Source organism: Brevibacillus jepli, from assembly GCF_047229145.1.
GTDB lineage: Bacteria > Bacillota > Bacilli > Brevibacillales > Brevibacillaceae > Brevibacillus.
Window position 1 is genome coordinate 33,722 of record NZ_JBFEFW010000003.1, and the last position, 19,285, is coordinate 53,006.

At 46.7% G+C, this 19,285-nt stretch carries 26 protein-coding genes; 15 read left to right on the forward strand and 11 right to left on the reverse strand.

Going from position 1 to position 19,285, the window contains the following annotated elements:
• Nucleotides 1-48 precede the first annotated feature (48 nt).
• The 3 genes from AB1L17_RS03890 to AB1L17_RS03900 form a co-directional block, all read right to left on the reverse strand.
• Complete coding sequence (locus tag AB1L17_RS03890; protein ID WP_412843324.1) at nucleotides 49-1,068, reverse strand: cation diffusion facilitator family transporter; 1,020 nt, start codon at nucleotides 1,066-1,068, stop codon at nucleotides 49-51.
• A gap of 29 nt (nucleotides 1,069-1,097) precedes the next feature.
• The gene (locus AB1L17_RS03895; protein ID WP_412843325.1) at nucleotides 1,098-2,138 is read right to left on the reverse strand and encodes a flavin-containing monooxygenase; all 1,041 of its coding nucleotides are present in this window, start codon (nucleotides 2,136-2,138) and stop codon (nucleotides 1,098-1,100) included.
• 143 nt (nucleotides 2,139-2,281) lie between these two features.
• Nucleotides 2,282-2,671, reverse strand: a complete 390-nt coding sequence (locus tag AB1L17_RS03900) for an ArsR/SmtB family transcription factor (RefSeq protein ID WP_412843326.1) — start codon at nucleotides 2,669-2,671, stop codon at nucleotides 2,282-2,284.
• Between the two features lie 290 nt (nucleotides 2,672-2,961).
• Between AB1L17_RS03900 and AB1L17_RS03905 the strand changes: the two genes are divergently transcribed.
• Genes AB1L17_RS03905 through AB1L17_RS03915 form a run of 3 tightly spaced genes read left to right on the forward strand, consistent with a single transcriptional unit; the run spans nucleotide 2,962 to nucleotide 5,313 of the window.
• A complete protein-coding gene (locus AB1L17_RS03905) occupies nucleotides 2,962-3,852 on the forward strand; it encodes a permease (protein WP_412843620.1) in 891 nt (296 codons plus the stop codon).
• Nucleotides 3,853-3,862: 10 nt separating this feature from the next.
• Nucleotides 3,863-4,849 carry a TIGR03943 family putative permease subunit gene (locus AB1L17_RS03910; RefSeq protein ID WP_412843327.1) on the forward strand — a complete coding sequence of 329 codons (987 nt, stop codon included), beginning with the start codon at nucleotides 3,863-3,865 and terminating at the stop codon, nucleotides 4,847-4,849.
• Between the two features lie 17 nt (nucleotides 4,850-4,866).
• Nucleotides 4,867-5,313, forward strand: a complete 447-nt coding sequence (locus AB1L17_RS03915; RefSeq protein ID WP_412843328.1) for a GNAT family N-acetyltransferase — start codon at nucleotides 4,867-4,869, stop codon at nucleotides 5,311-5,313.
• Between the two features lie 125 nt (nucleotides 5,314-5,438).
• On the opposite strand, the gene AB1L17_RS03920 is transcribed toward AB1L17_RS03915, so the two are convergent.
• From AB1L17_RS03920 to AB1L17_RS03930, 3 genes are all read right to left on the reverse strand, one after another.
• Nucleotides 5,439-5,837 (reverse strand): SET domain-containing protein, encoded by a 399-nt coding sequence (locus tag AB1L17_RS03920; RefSeq protein ID WP_412843329.1) that lies wholly within the window; start codon nucleotides 5,835-5,837, stop codon nucleotides 5,439-5,441.
• Nucleotides 5,838-5,923: 86 nt separating this feature from the next.
• Nucleotides 5,924-6,571, reverse strand: a complete 648-nt coding sequence (locus AB1L17_RS03925; protein WP_412843330.1) for a response regulator — start codon at nucleotides 6,569-6,571, stop codon at nucleotides 5,924-5,926.
• On the reverse strand, nucleotides 6,568-7,374 hold the full coding sequence (locus AB1L17_RS03930) for a sensor histidine kinase (RefSeq protein ID WP_412843331.1): 807 nt from the start codon (nucleotides 7,372-7,374) through the stop codon (nucleotides 6,568-6,570). The genes AB1L17_RS03925 and AB1L17_RS03930 overlap by 4 nt, the downstream gene beginning before the upstream one ends.
• Before the next feature lie 100 nt (nucleotides 7,375-7,474).
• On the opposite strand from AB1L17_RS03930, the gene thiD reads away from it, so the two are divergent.
• A complete protein-coding gene (thiD, locus tag AB1L17_RS03935) occupies nucleotides 7,475-8,269 on the forward strand; it encodes a bifunctional hydroxymethylpyrimidine kinase/phosphomethylpyrimidine kinase (RefSeq protein WP_412843332.1) in 795 nt (264 codons plus the stop codon).
• A gap of 62 nt (nucleotides 8,270-8,331) precedes the next feature.
• On the opposite strand, the gene AB1L17_RS03940 is transcribed toward thiD, so the two are convergent.
• Nucleotides 8,332-9,660 carry a DUF4179 domain-containing protein gene (locus AB1L17_RS03940; RefSeq protein ID WP_412843333.1) on the reverse strand — a complete coding sequence of 443 codons (1,329 nt, stop codon included), beginning with the start codon at nucleotides 9,658-9,660 and terminating at the stop codon, nucleotides 8,332-8,334.
• Nucleotides 9,661-9,665: 5 nt separating this feature from the next.
• Nucleotides 9,666-10,190: a sigma-70 family RNA polymerase sigma factor gene (locus AB1L17_RS03945; RefSeq protein WP_412843334.1), complete on the reverse strand. Its 525-nt coding sequence runs from the start codon at nucleotides 10,188-10,190 to the stop codon at nucleotides 9,666-9,668.
• 144 nt (nucleotides 10,191-10,334) lie between these two features.
• On the opposite strand from AB1L17_RS03945, the gene AB1L17_RS03950 reads away from it, so the two are divergent.
• The 4 genes from AB1L17_RS03950 (at nucleotide 10,335) to AB1L17_RS03965 (ending at nucleotide 13,225) form a co-directional block, all read left to right on the forward strand.
• A complete protein-coding gene (locus AB1L17_RS03950; protein ID WP_412843335.1) occupies nucleotides 10,335-10,547 on the forward strand; it encodes a hypothetical protein in 213 nt (70 codons plus the stop codon).
• Between the two features lie 75 nt (nucleotides 10,548-10,622).
• Nucleotides 10,623-11,696 carry a spore photoproduct lyase gene (gene splB, locus AB1L17_RS03955; protein WP_412843336.1) on the forward strand — a complete coding sequence of 358 codons (1,074 nt, stop codon included), beginning with the start codon at nucleotides 10,623-10,625 and terminating at the stop codon, nucleotides 11,694-11,696.
• 152 nt (nucleotides 11,697-11,848) lie between these two features.
• Nucleotides 11,849-12,490 carry a deoxynucleoside kinase gene (locus AB1L17_RS03960; RefSeq protein ID WP_412843337.1) on the forward strand — a complete coding sequence of 214 codons (642 nt, stop codon included), beginning with the start codon at nucleotides 11,849-11,851 and terminating at the stop codon, nucleotides 12,488-12,490.
• A 42-nt stretch (nucleotides 12,491-12,532) separates the two neighbouring features.
• Nucleotides 12,533-13,225, forward strand: coding sequence for a deoxynucleoside kinase (locus tag AB1L17_RS03965; RefSeq protein ID WP_412843338.1), 693 nt, complete (start codon nucleotides 12,533-12,535; stop codon nucleotides 13,223-13,225).
• A 69-nt stretch (nucleotides 13,226-13,294) separates the two neighbouring features.
• Here the strand turns inward: AB1L17_RS03965 and AB1L17_RS03970 are convergent, their stop codons facing one another.
• Nucleotides 13,295-13,885, reverse strand: coding sequence for a TetR/AcrR family transcriptional regulator (locus AB1L17_RS03970; protein ID WP_412843339.1), 591 nt, complete (start codon nucleotides 13,883-13,885; stop codon nucleotides 13,295-13,297).
• A gap of 74 nt (nucleotides 13,886-13,959) precedes the next feature.
• On the reverse strand, nucleotides 13,960-14,385 hold the full coding sequence (locus AB1L17_RS03975) for a VOC family protein (protein WP_412843340.1): 426 nt from the start codon (nucleotides 14,383-14,385) through the stop codon (nucleotides 13,960-13,962).
• A 179-nt stretch (nucleotides 14,386-14,564) separates the two neighbouring features.
• Here AB1L17_RS03975 and AB1L17_RS03980 point away from each other — a divergent pair, with 179 nt between their 5' ends.
• From AB1L17_RS03980 to AB1L17_RS04010, 7 genes are all read left to right on the forward strand, one after another.
• The gene (locus AB1L17_RS03980) at nucleotides 14,565-15,302 is read left to right on the forward strand and encodes a class I SAM-dependent methyltransferase (RefSeq protein ID WP_412843341.1); all 738 of its coding nucleotides are present in this window, start codon (nucleotides 14,565-14,567) and stop codon (nucleotides 15,300-15,302) included.
• 87 nt (nucleotides 15,303-15,389) lie between these two features.
• Entirely contained in the window at nucleotides 15,390-15,674 is a 285-nt protein-coding gene (locus AB1L17_RS03985; protein WP_412843342.1) for a 4a-hydroxytetrahydrobiopterin dehydratase, read from the forward strand.
• Nucleotides 15,675-15,789: 115 nt separating this feature from the next.
• Nucleotides 15,790-16,110 carry a hypothetical protein gene (locus AB1L17_RS03990; protein ID WP_412843343.1) on the forward strand — a complete coding sequence of 107 codons (321 nt, stop codon included), beginning with the start codon at nucleotides 15,790-15,792 and terminating at the stop codon, nucleotides 16,108-16,110.
• The gene (locus tag AB1L17_RS03995) at nucleotides 16,107-16,871 is read left to right on the forward strand and encodes a DUF3109 family protein (RefSeq protein WP_412843344.1); all 765 of its coding nucleotides are present in this window, start codon (nucleotides 16,107-16,109) and stop codon (nucleotides 16,869-16,871) included. Before AB1L17_RS03990 ends, AB1L17_RS03995 begins: the two co-directional genes overlap by 4 nt.
• A gap of 56 nt (nucleotides 16,872-16,927) precedes the next feature.
• Nucleotides 16,928-17,437, forward strand: a complete 510-nt coding sequence (locus AB1L17_RS04000) for an acyl-CoA thioesterase (protein ID WP_412843345.1) — start codon at nucleotides 16,928-16,930, stop codon at nucleotides 17,435-17,437.
• A gap of 76 nt (nucleotides 17,438-17,513) precedes the next feature.
• A complete protein-coding gene (locus tag AB1L17_RS04005; protein ID WP_412843346.1) occupies nucleotides 17,514-18,434 on the forward strand; it encodes an aldo/keto reductase in 921 nt (306 codons plus the stop codon).
• Nucleotides 18,435-18,450: 16 nt separating this feature from the next.
• Nucleotides 18,451-18,747, forward strand: coding sequence for an RNA polymerase alpha subunit C-terminal domain-containing protein (locus tag AB1L17_RS04010; protein ID WP_412843347.1), 297 nt, complete (start codon nucleotides 18,451-18,453; stop codon nucleotides 18,745-18,747).
• Between the two features lie 56 nt (nucleotides 18,748-18,803).
• Here the strand turns inward: AB1L17_RS04010 and AB1L17_RS04015 are convergent, their stop codons facing one another.
• Nucleotides 18,804-19,244 (reverse strand): thiol-disulfide oxidoreductase DCC family protein, encoded by a 441-nt coding sequence (locus AB1L17_RS04015; protein ID WP_412843348.1) that lies wholly within the window; start codon nucleotides 19,242-19,244, stop codon nucleotides 18,804-18,806.
• Nucleotides 19,245-19,285 lie beyond the last annotated feature (41 nt).

The following is a 19,285-nucleotide window of genomic DNA, read 5'->3' on the forward strand; positions in this document are numbered from 1 at the left end:
TCCGATAGCAAAAACCATCTCTCGAAATGTCGGGAGATGGTTTTCTTTTTAGGAATGGCTATGTTGTTTGTGATCATGCCCATGGTCGTGATTGTGGTCGTGGTCATGGTCATGATCATGGCTGTGCGAATGTGAATCGGCTGTTGCCTGGCAATGTAAGTCGCCATGCGTAGTAGACGAGTTCTCAATCTGGATCGTGGCGTGTGTAATGCCGAATTCCTTTTCCAAAACGGCAAGAGCATCATTTAGCACAGGGTAGCTGGGCAAATCGTCCTCGACAACGAGGTGGCATGTCAGGGAATCAAAGCCGGATGTAACTGTCCAAATATGGAGATCATGCACCTTGATAACGCCTGCTAACTGGCCGAGTCTTTCCTCTACTTTTGTCGTATCCAGCCGAGAAGGCGCTCCTTCCAGCAATATATTGACGGATTCCTTAGTTACGCGCCACGCGCTCAGCATAATCAGAACGGCGACGACAATACTGATGATCGGGTCGGCAATATACCACCCAAATGCCCACATCAGTATACCACCTAGGATGGCACCAACAGAACCGAGGAGATCGCCGAGTACATGAAGATATGCGCTGCGTACATTGACGTTATTTTTGGTATCGCCACGCATGAGTACCATGGCTGCAGCAATATTGGCGAAGAGCCCTACAGTGGCGATGATGATCATCGAGCCGCTGGCTACCTCAGGTGGATCCCACATGCGTTGGAATCCTTCCCAGAAAATGAACAGGGAAATCAGTACGAGTGTGACGCCATTGGTCAGTGCAGCCAAGATTTCAAAGCGCTTCATCCCGAACGTTCTCTTGGCAGAAGGGGGACGTGCTGCAAAATGTACAGCAATCAAGCTCAATAAAAGTGCTAGTGCATCGCTTAACATATGTCCAGCATCGGATAGCAATGCCAAGCTATTGGTGAGGAAGCCCCCTATGGTTTCTACCACTAAAAAAACAGCAATGATGATGAAAGCAGTGAGTAGAGCTCGTTTGCTGGCTCCTTTTCCATGGTGATGGTGATCGTGTCCATCACCATGATCGTGATTGTGAAAGCCCATGATTGTGTCCTCCTTAAGGAAGTGGAAATTTATAGATGTTCTGCTAGATAGAGGGCGTCATTACCTACACCGCCCATGAGCGCTGATCCTCGTGTATACTGCCAGGGCAGCCCGAGAAAGTAGAGGCCAGTTACTTTTGTTATACCCCGCTGATGAATCGGGCGACCCTTCGCATCAATCACATCTGGAAGGTGTAACCAATCGTAGTTAGGTCGAAAACCTGTGGCCCACAAGATGTTATTGACCGCTGCTTGCTTGCCATCTGCAAAAGAAACCGTGTTACCATTCATCTGTACTGTTCTGGAAACCAAACGTAGTGCTCCAGTACGGGAGAGCTCACGCACCTGCTTTTTGTAGCCGAATATCGGATCGGGTGAGTTACTCAATTTCTTGCCCAGCCAGGTGGAGTGGGCAACATCGAGTAACCCAATCGTCTTCATGTAATCAAATATAGGTTTTCCAAAAATGAAGAGGGGCAAGTAAGAACGTGATTCTCCTTGTGAAAAAATAACGGGTCGATGAGCGGCAAGCTCAACAGCAATTTGTGCACCGGAATTGCCGCTGCCAACTACAAGGACCGGGCCGTCGATGAGCTGGCTTTCATTCTTGTACTGAGATGTATGCAGCTGATTCATCGTCTGGTCTAAGCCATTTGCGATAGCCGGGATATAGGGGGTATGAAATGGCCCTGTAGCAATGACGACTTGTTTCGCAAAGAGCAGACTGTCTTGTGTCCGTACCTGGAACCGGGAACCGACTTGGCTAAGCTCTGTAACAGTCGCCCCCAACATGACAGGCAATTCAAAATGTTTGGCGTACAATTCCAGGTAGTCTGCCGCATCATCCTTGTTAGGGAGTGTATTCGGCTCCCCTGGAAACGGGAGACCAGGTAAATGATTATATTTACGTGGAGTAAACAGCACGAGCGAATCGTAGCGTTGCCGCCAACTATCCCCGATCCGTTGATTTTGCTCCACGATGACAAAACGGCGATTTTTGCGCTTGAGTGCATAGCCGAGAGCGAGTCCTGCCTGCCCTCCTCCAATTACGATGACATCATAGTCGTTCATGTTCGGAGCCTTCTTTCAAATAAGGATTAACTAAATCATACCATATTCATTATTATATTCAAGTAATTATTTGAATGTTATTTTATATTCAGCAAAAAAAAATCCGCCACTGTAGTGACGGACCTGCATCATAACGCGCTGATTTACGCTTTTGATTGTTTCAATTCTGCCGCATGTTCAATTCCGCATAGGATTAAATGCCGGACATGATCATCATCGAGCGAGTAATAGACGAGCTTGCCATTTTTGCGATATTTGGCGAGGCCCATGTTTTTTAGCAATCGCAGATGATGAGAGGTATTGGGGATCGAGCTATTGATGGTTGCCGCTACATCACAAACACATAACTCACCTTCGAGTGCAAGAGCGTAGATGATTTTTGCTCGGGTATCGTCCGCTAGAGCTTTGAAGAGGGACGCGACGCCTTCCGTCTCAATCATTCTGGGTCGAAGCCTGTTTACTTTGGCTTCATCGATTGTCTGTACCTCACAAACATCTAAATCTGTGGGAATGCGTTGAATTTCTTCGCTCACATCATTCACCCCGAACCGTGCAATTTTCATTATTATAAGACGGATTCAAGGGAAAAGGGAAGGAGGTACAACCTGTTGATCTTGTAAAAAAAGTAAAAAGACCAGAAGGAAAAACAGGTGCCTCTATCTAAATAAGAATCATACCTATTTGTGTGTAGAGAGGAGAGGTCACCCGTTTGCATCTGAAAATTCGCCAATTCCTTGTTGAAATAATAGGGGCGCTCCTGCTTGGTCTCGGTGTTGTCTGGTTAACAACGGGCGGAGGAAGCAGCTTGTTTTCTGGTTGGAGGATAGAGTGGTCCCCGTTGTGGCTCGATGTGAAAACCTTCTTCCTTAGTATCTGGCTGGAAGCAATCCCGTTTGTCCTTTTGGGTGTATTTTTTTCTGCGTTTATCCAGACGTTCGTGACAGAAGAACAGGTGAGGCGTTGGACACCGAAGCATCCTCTCGTGGCACTGCCATTCGCCGGGTTGCTCGGGTTTTTGTTTCCGGTGTGCGAGTGTGCGATTATCCCGGTGGTTCGTCGCTTGATTCAAAAAGGGATGCCGCTGTCAGTCGGAATTGTCTTTTTACTGGCGGGCCCCATCGTGAATCCTGTTGTTCTGTCATCGACCTATGTCGCTTTTGCCCGTCAGCCGGAAATGGCTCTCTACCGGGGAATCGCGGGATTCGTCGTTGCCATCCTCGTGGGCATGCTGGTCCTGCTGTTTGTCAAAAAAAATCCGATACGATTCGGTCTGGAATCCCAAATCAGTCATGAAGCAGACCACGTCAAAGCGACTAGTGGAAAGCTGTCTGCGACGTTTGCCCACGCGGTGGATGAGTTTTTTGACATGGGGAAATATTTGTTGTTTGGTGCGTTTATCAGTGCCGTTTTACAGGTGTACATCAGTCGGGATACGCTCATGGAGATCGGCCAAACGCCACTCAGCTCCAATCTGGTCATGATGGGAATGGCGTACTTGTTTTCGCTTTGCTCGGAGGCAGATGCGTTTATCGCCGCTTCTTTTGCCAATACGTTTTCAAGTAGCTCACTGCTCGCGTTTCTTGTATTTGGTCCCATGCTCGATCTGAAAACGACGTTGATGCTTCTGGGTACATTTCGATTTGGCTTTGTGGTCAAGCTGGTCGTGGCCATTACACTCTTGGTGATTGTAGTCACTATGCTCATGCCGATCTAAGGAGGAAAACATGGATCAGAACATTCTGAAGCGCCATCATGTCATGCGTAGCCTGATACTGGCAGGCATTACTTTGCTGCTGGCTTATTTGATCCTGTCTGAGACGCTCAGTCACTATCTCGCACCGCGATTACATATGTTCAGCTATGTCACTCTCGTCATTTTGGTAGGACTGACGATTGTCAGCGTACGGCAAATCTTTGTGGGCAGTAGTGTTTATGAATGCGATTGTGAGGAGCAGCATAAGGTTCCGCGCACACGCATGGGCTCCATTTTGGTTTATGGTTTGTTTTTGTTGCCGATTGCCATGGGATTTGTCATGCCGGATAAAATTCTAGGCAGTGACGTAGCTGAAAAGCGGGGAATTACGCTTCTCAGCAATGATGTACGCAAGCTGGCGGATGTTACTGCAAATGCGAACGCAACAGAAAATGCGAAAAAGACAACAGAGACGATAGAAGCTGCCAAGTCAAACGTAAAACCAAAGTCAGAGGCTACAAATCAGGTAGCAACACCCCCAGTGCAAGCGACGAACGACGAAGAATTACGCCAACGATTTTCGAATGGGGGATTTGGTGACTTTTACACCGATATCGCCGTCTTTTTACACAAACAGCCAGTGATTCAACTGGATGACAAGGTGTTCCTGGATGGACTTACCACGATGGAACTATACGCCAAGGAGTTTGCCGGAAAAGAGCTGGAAACAATGGGGTTTGTCTACCGACAGCCGGATTTTACCAAGCAGCAATTTGTTGTGGCGCGTTTTTCCGTTACTTGCTGCACAGCAGACTCCAGCGTGTATGGCGTTTTGGTAGAAAAGGAAGATGCGAGCAAATGGGCAAAAGATAGCTGGGTAAAAGTGCGCGGTAAGCTGGAGCTGCGTCAGGTGGACGGTTACGATATGCTTGTCCTCAAAGCAACACAGGTAGAAGCCGTCCCCGCACCAAAAGATCCATATGTATACTACAGTTTTGAATCAGCACCGGGAAGTTAGAAGTGGGGGAAAACGAAATGATCGTGCGTCTAGATTTGCAAGATGAACAAACTGTGCAAAAGCTTTGGAACATCCAGCAAAGGGCTTATCGAGTAGAGGCTGAGCTGATTGGTACAGAGGATATTCCTCCCTTGCGCGAATCAATCGAACAATTGAAGGCATGTGGAGAAACGTTTTACGGTTATCTGGTGGAAGACGAGCTGGCAGGGGCTGTTTCTTTCTTGATAGAGGGGGATACGTTGGATATTCATCGGATGATTGTCGATCCCGCTCATTTTCGCAAGGGAATCGCGAGTCAATTACTTGCATCCGTCCACGAGCACGCTTGCAGCAAAATCGTTGTAGCAACTGGTTCGTTGAATGAACCGGCTGTTCGTCTGTATGAAAGACATGGCTATACGTTGATAAGCAAAAAAGAAGTAAAGCCTGGTCTGTGGCTATCTTTTTTCGAGAAGGCCATTTGATTAGCGAAATTTTTTAGGCGTGGTACCGCGTTTATGACCTATCAATCTACACAAAAAAACCGGATGACGGTCACTTTTTCAAGTGCCTGCCTCCGGGTTTTTTGCTATTGGTGAAGTGAAGTAACCTATTTGGACTCGTCTTTCTCTTGGTCCTCATAAAACCAGAGCGGATCATCGCAGTCCTCATCACCATTGTAGTTGATTAAAATTTCTTCACCCGCTTGAATGTCCGTATACGCATAAAAATCAAACGTGTGGTTATCGAAATTAATCTCATACGTGGCATTTGGCGTGTAGGAGTGATTAAAAAGCATGCCATATCCTAATAAGAAGGCTGTATGATTGGCACCGTACTCAAAAGCATAATCTGCGAGCAATGTTTTCTCAATATGCTCATGCTCTTCGTTCAGGTAGGGAAGCACGGGAGCTTCATGAATCAGGTCGCCTTTTCGGATATCCTGCGTGGCAAACACACCTCTATTTAATTCTCCATTGCTTAGCTTGGAGGTCTTGACTTCAATCATGCGGATCACCTGCATTTCTTATGTCTGTGGAAAACGTATCTTTCTTAGGATGACAGTTGATCGAGAGGAAAGCAATGTTTTTCGTATTATTTTATGACCAAATGATGGCGAACAGCATAAGCAGCGAGCTGGACACGATTGGCCAACTGTAGCTTTTCGAGTATGTTTTTTAGGTGGTTTTTCACCGTGTTTTCTGCGATGATCAGCGCTTCGCTTATTTCCCGATTCGTTTTTCCAGCACCGACATACATGACAATTTCCCGTTCGCGCGGGGTCAGAACATCTGGAACCATATCATCCGTTACTTCTTCTTGACGGAAGCGGTACATCAGCCGATTTGCCATTTCGCGAGTCAGCTCACTGTCCTCCCCGAGCAGGGCATGCAAGTAGTTGATCCAGTCGTCAGGCTCCAGGTTTTTCAGCAAATACCCTTGAGCGCCAAACTGAATGGCCGTGATCAGGTCAGCAACGTCATCAGAGACACTGAGAATGACAACCTTGATATGCGGGTACGCTTTTTTTACCTCGCGGGTTGCTTCGAGTCCGCTCCATTTCGGCATGTTGATGTCCATGAGTACAAGGTCCGGTTGGATTTGCCCGCATAGAAGAAAGGCTTCCTCGCCATTTTGTGCTTCTCCGATGACTTCAAAAGAGGGATCGGGATCAAGCAGACTGCGAATCGCCATACGTGCCATGGGGTGGTCGTCCGCGATCAATACACGGTAAGCGTTCATAGAGTTGTTCCTCCTGCATGAGAAGATAAGCGGATGATCGTACCGCCTTCAGGGCGTAATTGAATGTCAATGGAAGCGTTCAGCTGACGTGCCCGCTCGCGCATCATCGACAAACCGTATTTTTTCGTATCAGGAGAAGGGTTGGAAATCCCAACACCATCATCCTCAATGGAGAGTACCCAGCCAGATTCTTCATCTGTCGCGAGGCGAATCCATGTATGCTTGGCCTGCGAATGCTTGCGAATGTTTGCAAATGCTTCCTGGATAATCCCGAACAGCTGGACTTCCGCTGTGGGAGTAAAGAAGCTGTCTTTGACATGCAGCTCACAGACAACGTCGATTCCCGACAAAGCACTCCATTGAGTCAGCCACTTCTCAAGTCGTTGATCCAGACTGCCTTCCTCAGGCAAGGATCGCAAATTAAAGATCGCTTGCCGCACATGATTGTCGATAGCAGAAACAGCGACGCGTGCATCGTCAAGGTGCCCCTGCTTCAGCTTCACGTTAAGGAAGAACAACGATTGGGCAATCCCGTCGTGCAATTCGCGGGCAAGACGTTCCCGTTCTTCATAAACAGCGCGGCGAGCTTGTTCCTCGATAATTCGTTCGTTCATTTGTTTTAGGGTGTGAAACATCCAGGTAGCGAATAAAAAAGAGAGAAATAGCGTCAATAGCGTAATGTACACATTTCCAGCTTCCATAGACATATAGGGAAGCAAAAAGTCGTGACGGATGAACTCGAAGCCCCCGATGATGATCGTCGGGATGAGAAAGGTCAACCAATAAAAGATACGATATGACATGGAGTAGTCCCCTTTATTACAAACATTCCTTAAGTATACCGAATGGGACAAGCGGATGGTATACTCAGATGAGAAAAGGTGGAAAGCAGGAGGGAATAACATGAGCACGATTGCGAAAGCATTGACAATAGCAGGTTCAGATAGCGGTGGGGGAGCAGGGATTCAGGCAGATCTGAAAACCTTTCACCAGCTCGGTGTGTATGGAATGAGTGCGATCACGGCGATCACGGCGCAAAATACATTGGGCGTAGCAGGCGTTTATCCGTTGCCGACAGAAGCGGTTGCACAGCAAATGCATGAGGTGCTGCGTGATCTTGGCGCTGACGCAGCGAAGACGGGAATGCTGTTTAACGCTGATATCATTCGTGCTGTTGCGGTAGAGGTAAAAGCATTTGGCCTGAAAAAGCTGGTGGTAGACCCGGTGATGATTGCCAAGGGAGGGTCAAAACTACTTCTGGATGAGGCGATCGTTGCATTGAAAAAAGAGTTGTTGCCATTGGCTGAGGTCGTCACACCTAATTTACCGGAAGCAGAATGCTTGACCGGTATGAGAATCGAGACGACAGAAGAGATGCGTGAAGGGGCAAAAGCGATTCATGCGTTAGGCGCTCGCAATGTCTTGATGAAGGGTGGACATATGCATGGGGATGTAGTCGTGGATATTTTGTTCGACGGCACTGCTTTTCATGAGATTGCCCATGAGCGTATTCATACACGTCATACGCACGGCACAGGCTGCACATTTTCAGCGGCTCTTACAGCAGAGCTGGCCAAAAATACACCGCTAATCACTGCTGTTGAAAAAGCGAATCGGTTTATCTTCGAAGCAATTAAGACAGCACCGCAATTAGGTGGCGGGCACGGACCGACCAACCACTGGGCAGTTGTCGACTAAGCTATACAACATACAAATGCCCCACAGTGATGCAAATACGTGCAATCGCTGCGGGGCATTGATTATTTGATTTCAACAGAGAAAGTACCTTGAAGTCGTTCGGGATAGCTGGACAAAATAAAAGAGTAGTGACTTGGCGTGCCCTTGTTTGTCTTCCGCTTGTACAGAAGCGAATAGTTCTGAATCGATTCATCATCAGATGCAGAAGAAGAGGTGCCTTGCACGTAATCATACTCATTGCCCAGGTCGTCAATCAGGCCATTTCCAAGCGAGATGTGAGAATGGTAATCTTGAGACGGCACCTTCAAAGAGAAATCCATGCCAACAACATCATCGACTTGACGCAACGCCTTTAATTGCAGGCGATCATTCGGTACTTTTGTCAGTGTGCCATTCTTCGCGTCGATAACGACTTGCAATTGATCTTTGTCCAAGGCACGAATGCCATTCGCTTTGAGGTACAGCTTTTCGGACTCCACAAAGTAAATGCTCTCCAAATGGTATACCTTCCCATTCTCTCCGTTGTCTCGAACAGGAACCCCATTCCCCCAGAAAGCGAATGTTTGCCCTTTTTCATTCACGACTCGTAGCTTATCAAAATCAAACACATGTTTTTTGTTAGCAGGATCAAAGCGGATACTTACTTCTGTTTGTGTGGGAAATACCGTAATTTGCTCAATCGTAAAACGCTGTCCGTCAACTGTGACTTCCTTCATTACCGGATACACTTTTTTCTCAAGTGTCTTGTACTTGTTTTTGTCGACAGCAAAGTCAACCATCAGTGGAGTGTCTTGTTTGATGTTATCAATTTCCAGTGTGATTTTTGCTGTCATCGCGTCTGGGATTTCAGTTTCTTCGTCGATCAGGATATCAATACGATCTTGAATGACGGAATCTTCACTTCCCAAACTAGACCAGGAAGCGCCATGCTCCCATTCTTTTCCTGTCTGATCAAACAACTCGATCTTGTGCAGTGCTACTTCTTTATCGTTGAGTGTATTCTTCAGTGTATAGAAGAGGAGCATCCGTTTTTCATCTGCAAGAACTTGATCGATGGTAAAAGTCACACCCTCTAGTGAACCACTGGCACCAATATGTTGGACGAGATTGTTTTCAGCGGCCAATTGCAAGCCTTTGTCATCACGAAGGAACTCCACAATCTTTTCCATCCCGGGAATCGTGCTGACATAAGCCGCAATCGCGGGAGAATGACGAATGGAAAAAATCAAAACAAGAACCAACGAACAGGCAACCAGACTCGAACTAATGCGTATCCATCGATTACGGTTCCGTTTTTGTCTCAGTTCTTTTGCTTGCTCCATCCCTTTTCGAATGTATGAATCGATCTCAGGAGGAGCCATGGATGGACTCGCATTATCATTTTCACACATGAGACTCACCAGCCTTTCCCGAGATCTTTACGAAGTGCACCTAAAGCCTTGTGTAACCAAGTTTTGATCGTACCTTCCGGATGACCGAGTGCCTTTGCTATTTCGCGTATGGTCCGATCTTCGAAATATTTCAAAATAATGATGTGGCGATATTCCGGGCTTAGTCGAGCGAGAGCTTCTTCAATTTGGATGCGCTCGACATTTTGTTCGTCCATAGGAGTCGTTGTACGTTCAAGGGAGTCTTCGTCCATTGGGTCCAAAATGATCCGTTTTCGACGTTTTTGTTCATCGAGACAAACATGAATGAGGATACGTGTCAGCCATGTACGAAAATACGCAGGCTGTTTCAACCGTGCCAGCTTGAGATAAGAACGGCACGTCGCTTCCTGAATGGCCTCTAATGCATCCGTCTCATTGCGGAGAAAGGCGTAGGCTACTTTATACAGTTGTTCTTTATGAAGGCTGACGAGCTGAAAAAAGGCTTCATCATCCCCAGCTTTTGCGCGTGAGACTAGCTGTTCCAGATTCACTTTTCCCCCCTCCTACATTATTAGACGGCGCAGATGCTAAAACGGTTTTCATAAAATGTCAGCAGCTCTCTTTTTTGTTGAACCAATCGCCTGTCCACTGCTTACTGTAAAAGAAAGAAGTGTGTAAGGGTGGGGTGCAGGTGCATGTGGATCAAATGGGTTACGATTCATGAATCGTATGGCCTCCCGCGGATTGCGCAGGAATGCCGGCGTTATTTAGAGATGAAAGGGATTCGTGTCAGGCTTTTGTCCAGGCAAACGAAAAAAGCAGGGCATGTCTATACACTGCAAGTGCCTCTAGATCAAGAGGAGCAAGCAAAGGCGTTGTTGCGGGATTTTAAAAACACCCTTATTTAACGAACTTGTCCAGCCATACTTCTCCTTTTCGCTAGTGGATTTGCACGGGCATACTAGCTTGAGGGGGCGATGGACATGGGGACTACACTATTGGAAAGACCTGAGAAGAAGGAGCAGAAAGGCAGCAAGCTATTTGTTCCAGATTACATTTTCGTCGAGCCAAACGCACTGAACTATCCACTCGGTCAAGAGCTGTATCGTCGTTTTCAAAAGGAAGGAATTCCGATGCAGATGACGACCAGCCATAATCAGGTACGCGGTATCCCCGGAGACACAGAAGTGGAGAAATACCGAAATGCAAAGCGAACGCTGGTCATCGGTGTACGCAAAACGCTGAAGTTCGAGCCCTCCAAGCCTTCCGCAGAATACGCCATTCCACTCGCTACGGGATGCGCTGCCCACTGTCATTATTGTTATTTGAACACCAATATCGGTACGAAGCCTTATGTTCGGGTGTATGTCAATACGGATGAGATTCTCGCACAGGCCGAGAAGTACATTCAGGAACGCCCGGGAGAAATTACGCGATTTGAGGCAGCCTGTACATCCGATCCTGTCAGCATCGAGCATATTACGGGCAATCTGAAGCGAGCGATTGAGTTTATGGGCCAGCAGGAGTTTGGACGGTTGCGTTTCGTGACCAAATTTCACCACGTAGATTCCTTGCTGGATGCCAAGCACAATAAGCATACGCGATTTCGATTCAGCATGAATGCTGACTATGTCATCAAAAACTTTGAGCCAGGCACCTCCAGCTTTCACCAGCGACTGGAGGCAGCTGGGAAGGTAGCGAAAGCCGGTTATCCGCTCGGCTTTATTTTGGCTCCTTTGTATTGGTTTGACGGCTGGGAAGAGGGGTATACCGATTTGCTGGAAAGACTGCGTGCGCAATTGGTTCCCGAAGCGATGGAGGATTTGACCTTCGAGCTGATTCAGCATCGTTTCACCAAGATCGCCAAAAGCCTTATTTTGCAACGCTACCCGAAAACGAAGCTGGAGATGAAAGAAGAAGAGCGCAAGTACAAGTGGGGGAAGTACGGGAAAGGGAAGTACGTCTATCCTGACCTCCAAGCAAAAGCGTTGCAGGCTCATTTGGAAAGGGAAATTGGCCGATTGTTCCCGCATGCACGAGTTGAATATTTTACGTAAGAATGCTACTGCTCTTTACGAAGGGCAGTTTTTTAGTGAGCAAATCATTCCATCATCTACCAAACGACACATTGCGAATATTTTCGACAAACGCTTACACACATGCTACAATATGGAGTGCTCTCATTTTCTTGAAAGGAATCGAAGCATACATGAAGTCCATATTGATTACCGTTGAGGGACCTATTGGTATTGGGAAAACCTCTTTATCACGGGAACTAAGCCGTGCTTGTAATTTGCAGCTGCTGGAAGAAATCGTCTACGAAAACCCATTCTTAGGAAAATTTTATGAAAATATTGCAGAATGGAGCTTTCAGCTTGAGATGTTTTTCCTCTGCAATCGTTACAAGCAGCTGCAGGATATTCATTCCAAGTTTCTGAATCAGGGTGTTTCCGTCGTTTCTGATTACAATATTTTCAAAAATACGATTTTTGCCAAACGAACGTTAACAGGAGATAACCTGCCGAAGTACCTCAAAATTTATGATATCCTGACAGAGGATTTGCCACAGGCACATTTGGTGATCTACATGACGGCTTCGATTGAGACCGTTATGAAACGGATTGCAATGCGAGATCGCGAAATGGAGCGCAGTATGGATATCACCTATATGGAGAACCTGATTGCTGATTACAATGATTTTATGGAAGCGTTTGAAAAGCATCATCCAGATACACCAGTCATCAAACTCGATTGTGACCATTTGGATTTCGTACATAGACCAGAGGATTTAAAGGTTGTACTGGATCGAATTACGCCACGGATTCAAGAGTTGATGGCGCAAGAGGTATAGGGAACGAAGGAAAAGTAAGCATGGGGATAAGGAGTTGCGTACATGTCTAGGTTTCAAAACAGCCAGCTTCGTGAGAAATACGGAATACCAAGCAACGCAGTGATTACGATCGGAGGAACGGTAGGGGTAGGAAAATCCACCTTTACACATGCGCTGGCAGATCAGCTCGGATTTCGTGTTTCCGTTGAGAAAGTGGACAATAACCCGTATTTGGGCCGTTACTATAATGATTTATCGCGTTGGGGCTTTCATTTGCAAATATTCTTTTTGGCAGAGCGCTTTAAGGAGCAAAAACGGATGTTCGATTATGGCGGCGGTTTTGTCCAAGATCGTTCCATCTATGAGGATACCGGGATTTTTGCCCGCATGCTGTACGAGCAAGGCAACATGACAGAAGAAGATTACCGCACTTATACAGAACTTTTTGAAGCGATGGTCATGACGCCTTACTTCCCGCACCCGGATATTTTGATCTATTTGGAAGGAAGCTTCGATGATATTATCGGCCGCGTGAAAGAGCGCGGGCGTCCGATGGAGCAACAGACTCCTGTGGATTACTGGCAGGATCTGTTTGGACGCTATGACAGCTGGATTTCTTCCTTTACTTCTTGTCCGATTTTGCGGGTCAATATTAACGAATACGACGTTGTAGAGGACCCATCTTCCGTAGAGAGCATTATTGCGCGGGCTGCTGAAAAGATTCGCATTGGACGAGCTACGCGATTCTCTTCATAAAAATATGTCCAACTTAAAAAGCACCCCTGTATTTGCCCATAAGTGGCGAATGGCAGGGGTGCTTTGCCTTTATTTAGCGCGATATCCTTCCAATAGAAGTGAGATCGCAGTTGAAATTTCTGCTAGGGATTGCTTATGATCAGTTGTTTCTGAAATCCAGAGTACGGCTTCATTCATGGCACCAGACAGCAAATGCGTCAGTGCATCGATGGAAACAGGAAGCAGATATCCTTGCTCCTGCATGATGTGGAGCTGTTCTCTAAGATGTCGCATGGAGTTTTCCTCGTCCATTCGTCGCCAAGTCTCCCACCCAATGACAGATGGACCATCGATAAGCAATATTCGTCTGTTGCGATGTTCAACGGCCGAAGAGACGAAAGCAAGACAACCCAAGATCAATTGCTGCCAAGGGTCATCGCTTTTCGCAGCTTCTGCTTCCACCTGGTCACCGATTTCTTTTTGCACAGAAGCCAATACTGCCTGAAACAAGCCCTCTTTGCTTCCAAAATGATGGTATAGTGCGCCACGAGTTACGCCAGCCCGTTTAACGATCTCTTCCATGGCGGCATCCGCGTAGCCTTGCGTGGAGAACATCTCTCTGGCAACTTCCATCAGATTTTGAATCGTCTGCTGTTTTTGCTCTGCTTTGGACATCTTCATCTTACACTTATCTCCCGTCAGACTCTTTCGTATAAACCCGTTTTATCATAGATGAAAGGAGATTGCACGCTAGTTTAAGCATTATCTACATAATTGTCAGCAAACGATTCGGAAGGTGGAATCACTTTGATTATATCGAGCAAAATGCCGTTCGGATCGGATGTAATGAAATGACGCTGACCGAAATCCTCGTCTCGAATGTCGAGATGGAGGGGGAGACCTTCTTTCACGATGAGTCTCTCGTACTCAGCATCAACATCATCGACTTCGAAATTAAGGATAAGACCACCTGCAATAGGCTTGCGGAAGCCTTGTGAAATCGTGTTGTGCGTAGGATCTAAGATGGCTAGCTCAAATGTCTGCGTGCTGCTCTGATTTTGCAGGCTCACATACCAGTCTGCTTCGAAAACAACTTCAAATCCGAAGTGTTCACGATAAAACTTGGCGCTGGCCCCCACTTGTTCTGTCAGAATGACAGGATAAAAGCTGTTTACCTTCATAACGATCTCTCCTTCACGAATGGATGAGTTAAATTTAACATACATACAGTATGTATGTGAAGTGGTTGTCGCGTATTTTTTTTCGACATGCTTTCGTACACTTTGCGGCACGCAAATCGCCTACGGATAAACCCCACTGTGGTATAATAAGAACATCTTAGAATTAAAGGAGCTCAGACATGGCAGAAGAATGGTTTGAACGCAGCTTTCGCGAAGATTACGTGCTTGTGTATCGTCATAGGGACGATTCGGCAGCAGATGGAGAGATCGCTAATCTGTTGGAACAATTGCCGGTGAAAGACACAGGACGGGTTCTTGATCTTTGCTGCGGGAGCGGGCGTCATTCGCGTGCGCTGGCTCGCCGGGGGTATGAAGTAGTTGGTGTGGATTTGTCGCCTGTTCTTTTGCAGTTGGCAGAGGAACAAAACACCTTTCCACAGCTAAGTTTTGCCCGCTGTGACATGCGTGACATTCCGTTTCACGAAGAGTTTGATATCGTTGTAAATTTGTTTACCAGCTTTGGCTATTTCACCACAGATGAAGAAAATGCAACGGTTATCCGTAACATGGCGCAAGCGCTCAAAACAAAAGGTGAAGTGATCATTGATTTTTTGAATGCAGCGTTCGTTATAGAAAATCTCGTGCCGCATTCCACGAAGGAAGTCAGTGGGATGTTGATTCAGGAAGAGCGCTGGATACAGGATGGATTTGTCAAAAAGCGGATACAGATTACCGACGAGTCGTCAAATGAGCCACGTGAGTATATGGAGCAGGTTCGGTTATTTTCTGTAGAGCAAATGATGGCGATGCTAAAAGAAGCGGGATTCGGACAAATTCAAGTATTTGGGAATTATCAATTTGAAGAATATGTGGCGCACGAATCACCACGAATGATTTTTTACGCAGTGAAGCAATAGGGTGAGGATAAGCGTGACTAACCTGTACGTCTCGTGAATATGATGGTCTTACAACCGTTCATCGGGTAAAAAGGGGGCATTGCTAAAATGAGCAAGCTGTCTTTGGAACAGGTCAAATTGTATCTGAGCAAGGTACCTGGCTGGAAGCTGGTAGAAGACCGGATGGCACTATCACGCACGTACCACTGTCGAGACTTTTCGACCGCAATCAGTTTCGTAAACCGTGTGGCAGAGATGCTTGAGCATGACAATCAGCATGTCGAAATTCATCTGACAGGTGGAACGGTCACGTTTACGCTAGCAACCCGCGAGGCAAAAGGTTTAACCGGCAAAGATTTTGCGTTAGCCCAGACAATCAGCAAGGTAAGCTAGCAGGCAGAAGAGAAATAGCCGCTTCCTTTGGCGAAGCGGTATTTCTTTTTGGCTTTTTAAGAGCTACTTTGTTATGATGGGCTGTATGTATGAACAATTTCGGAGGGATTACAAGATGGACATTCAGCAACACGAACAATTGATTCAACTGTTGGCGGAGTATAAAAATCAAAAGGCTTCCGTGACTTTTACCCAATGGGATACAGATAGTGAAGAAGAGGAAGAGGTAACACAGTTTCAAGCCGAGCTCCTCGAAATCAAACTGACTGACAATGAATTTGAAGAAAAAGATCTCCTGCTTGTGTTTACGACAGAAGAAGGCGAAGAAATGGAAATCCTGATGGAGATTCCGGGTGATGAAGTGGATTTGGCTAGCATTGAGGAAGACAGTCTGCGTATTTTTGGAACAGAAGCGGAGATCGTTTTGCAAAAATGAAAACGAAGCGAGCTTTTCGTTATGTAGGTACGCCCGATCCGATGTCTGATAAAGAGGCGTACCACTGCGAAAAATATATAAAGAAAAACAAGCATTCCTTCGTGAGGGCAGGACGGTATTTGGTTGATGTGACTGCACTCCATGCCTTGTTTCACTTGGACTGTTGGAATTGCAGGACTGTTCATCGAGAGACTTGTTGCGAAGGTGGACAACCCTACGCGGTTGAAGAATGGCAAATACCGATCATGGAGGGGGAAATCCCCTCTATCTCTGCTGGTTTGAAGGACGAGTCTGAACGCAAGCATTGGCTGGCGGATGGAGTATGGGACCGCAATGAACGCCCTGGTACCATTCGCATGCGGCATGGCAATTGTCTTTTTTATCAAGAAAACAATGGGCGGTACGGCTGTGCGATTCATGCCTATGCGGAGCAAGCCGGTCGAGAAATTGAGCCTATGAAGCCATTTAGCTGTCAGCTGTATCCGATCGATTTGATTGATACAGGGGAGGATATACTGTTAACGGCGGTTACCAATGAGACGTCTGCCTTTTCCAGATGGGGCACGGATTATTTGGAGCAGTTTTACTGTGCCAGTCCAGTGCGTAGAAAGCTTGCCACGCATATCGACGAGAAGCTTTTTGCTTTAGAAGGCTATCGGCCAGCTTATGAGTGGAATCTCCCATTGTTGCGCTATCTTTTAAAAGAGGATGCAGAAAGAGTGGAAGGGATGCTTGCGAGCAGCTACCAATTGGAACGTTGAATGCCTTGTGTTATGATGGTGTATGCATCAAGTAGATTTATAAAGGAGCAACAGCGATGAACGTCAAGACAACTCAAGAATCTCGTACAATTCAGGCATCACTGGTTCAGCCATCTGATACGAATTACCATGGGACTATTTTTGGTGGTACGATGATGGCTTATATAGATGAGGTAGCTGCAATCGCTGCGATGCGACATTCACGTCGTCCTGTCGTGACAGCGTCGATTGACTCCATCGACTTTCTTGCGCCCGTCAAAATGGGACATTCGATCTGCCTGGAAGCGTTTGTTTCGTCTACAGGCAGAACGTCCATGGAGGTATTCGTGAAAGTCATCTCGGAAAATCTCCAGACGGGTAAGCGCATTTTGACTGCGACATCGTTTCTCACCTTTGTGGCGCTAGATGAGGAAGGGAATCCGACGGATGTGCCTGCGATTGTCCCGGAAACAGAGGAAGAAGAGAGACTGATGGCAACTGCGGATGAGCGTAAGAAAATGCGCAAGGAACGAAAAGGGAATCTGCAAGATTTTGTGAGCCAATTGAACATCGAGAAAAGCATATAATTTTTTTTAGTCTTCACCCTGAGCGAACATTCGTTCAGGGAATTCTCGTTTATATAGGATGGGGAGGAATCGGGCAATGAAGTACCGGAGATTAGGAAAAACCGATCTGAACGTATCTGTGATCGGAGTAGGTACCTGGCAGTTTGGCGGGGAGTGGGGAATGGATTTCTCCCAAGGAGCTGTTGACCAGATTCTCGACAAAGCAAAAGAGCTCGGCATCAACTTGATTGATACGGCAGAATGCTACGGAGATCATCTGTCCGAACAGCTTATCGGCGGATATTTGCAAAAAAATCGCCGAGAAGACTGGATTGTCGCGACGAAATTCGGCCATCATTTTCACGACAAATTTTCTCGAACCAATCATTACGGAGCAAGTGAAGTTCAGCAGCAGTTAGAAAAATCGCTGAAAGCCTTGCAAACGGATTACATTGACTTGTACCAATTCCATTCTGGGCCGGACGAGGCTTTTGACAATGATGACTTGTGGACCTACCTCGACAAGCAGGTGCAGGCAGGGACGATTCTTCATCTCGGCCTCTCGATTGCGAAAAATGACAATATGCATCAAACTGCGGCAGCTACTTCGGTAAATGCAAAGGCAATCCAAGTCGTGTACAATCGTCTGGATCAAAAGCCGGAGGAGGGTGTATTTGCTTCATGCCAACAGCAGGACCTGGGTGTGTTGGCCCGCGTTCCGTTGGCAAGTGGTTATTTAAGCGGGAAGTACAAACCAGGTTCTGTCTTCGAAGGAAATGATGTACGGCATCGACACGATCAGGAGCATGTCAACAAGCTGTTGGTTCAAGTAGAAGAAATCAAGAAAAATGAAGTCCCTGAAGGAATGGATATGGCGCAGTGGGCATTGGCATGGTGCCTCAAGCATCCGGCTGTCACCACAGTGATTCCAGGCAGCAAGAGCCCAGCTCAAGTAGAGGCAAATGCCAAAGCCGCTGATTATGTGAGCAACGAGCATCCACAAGCGACGTCGAAATAAAAAGGATACTTCAGAAATGACATCTTCCAATAAGACGCTACGAACATGCGAGCATGGACATCAATACGAGAAGAGTAGCGATTGTCCAACATGTCCGAAGTGTGAGCAGGAACACAAACCGGACTCAGGTTTCCTGTCACTTCTCTCGGCACCAGCAAGAAGAGCTTTGGAGCACAACGGAATCACTTCATTGCAACAGCTTTCGAACTATAGCGAAAAAGAAATCTTGAAGTTTCACGGAATGGGGCCAGCATCAATGCCGAAGCTTCGGACAGCTTTGGAGGAAAATGGGTTGTCATTTAAAAGGAAATGAGTCCGCATAGCCAATAAAAAGGAGAAGCCGCTTGATGACAGCGGCTTCTCCTTTGTTTAATCAATGAAGCGGGATCTGATCTGGGGAGTAGGCAGCATGCATTGCTCTGCTTTTCCCATCCACCGATAGCGATTTTTTGCAACCCAATCATAGATGCGATCGCGGATCGGTCTAGGAATGACCCGGGCCAGAGTAGAGAGAAACGGCCATCCGCCATGAAGCTTTCTCCCGACCTGCAAGATTGCATCTGACTTCGTATATAGCTGTCCATGGGCGATAAAGACCACGGAAGACATGTCTTTTCCTACATACTTGTAATGAGCCAAAAGCTCCTGTGCCTTTTGTGACTGCAAGGAAGCAAAATGGATATGTCCATGCGGATCGCGCTTTAAAATAAATTGAACAGCACCATGGCACAAATGACAAACCCCATCAAACAGCAACAAGTATTCAGGATGATCTAGTTCTCTGCTTGCATTCACGAGACAGCCCTCCAAACTTGCTTATCCTTAGCTCCATCATAGCAGAGAATGACGAT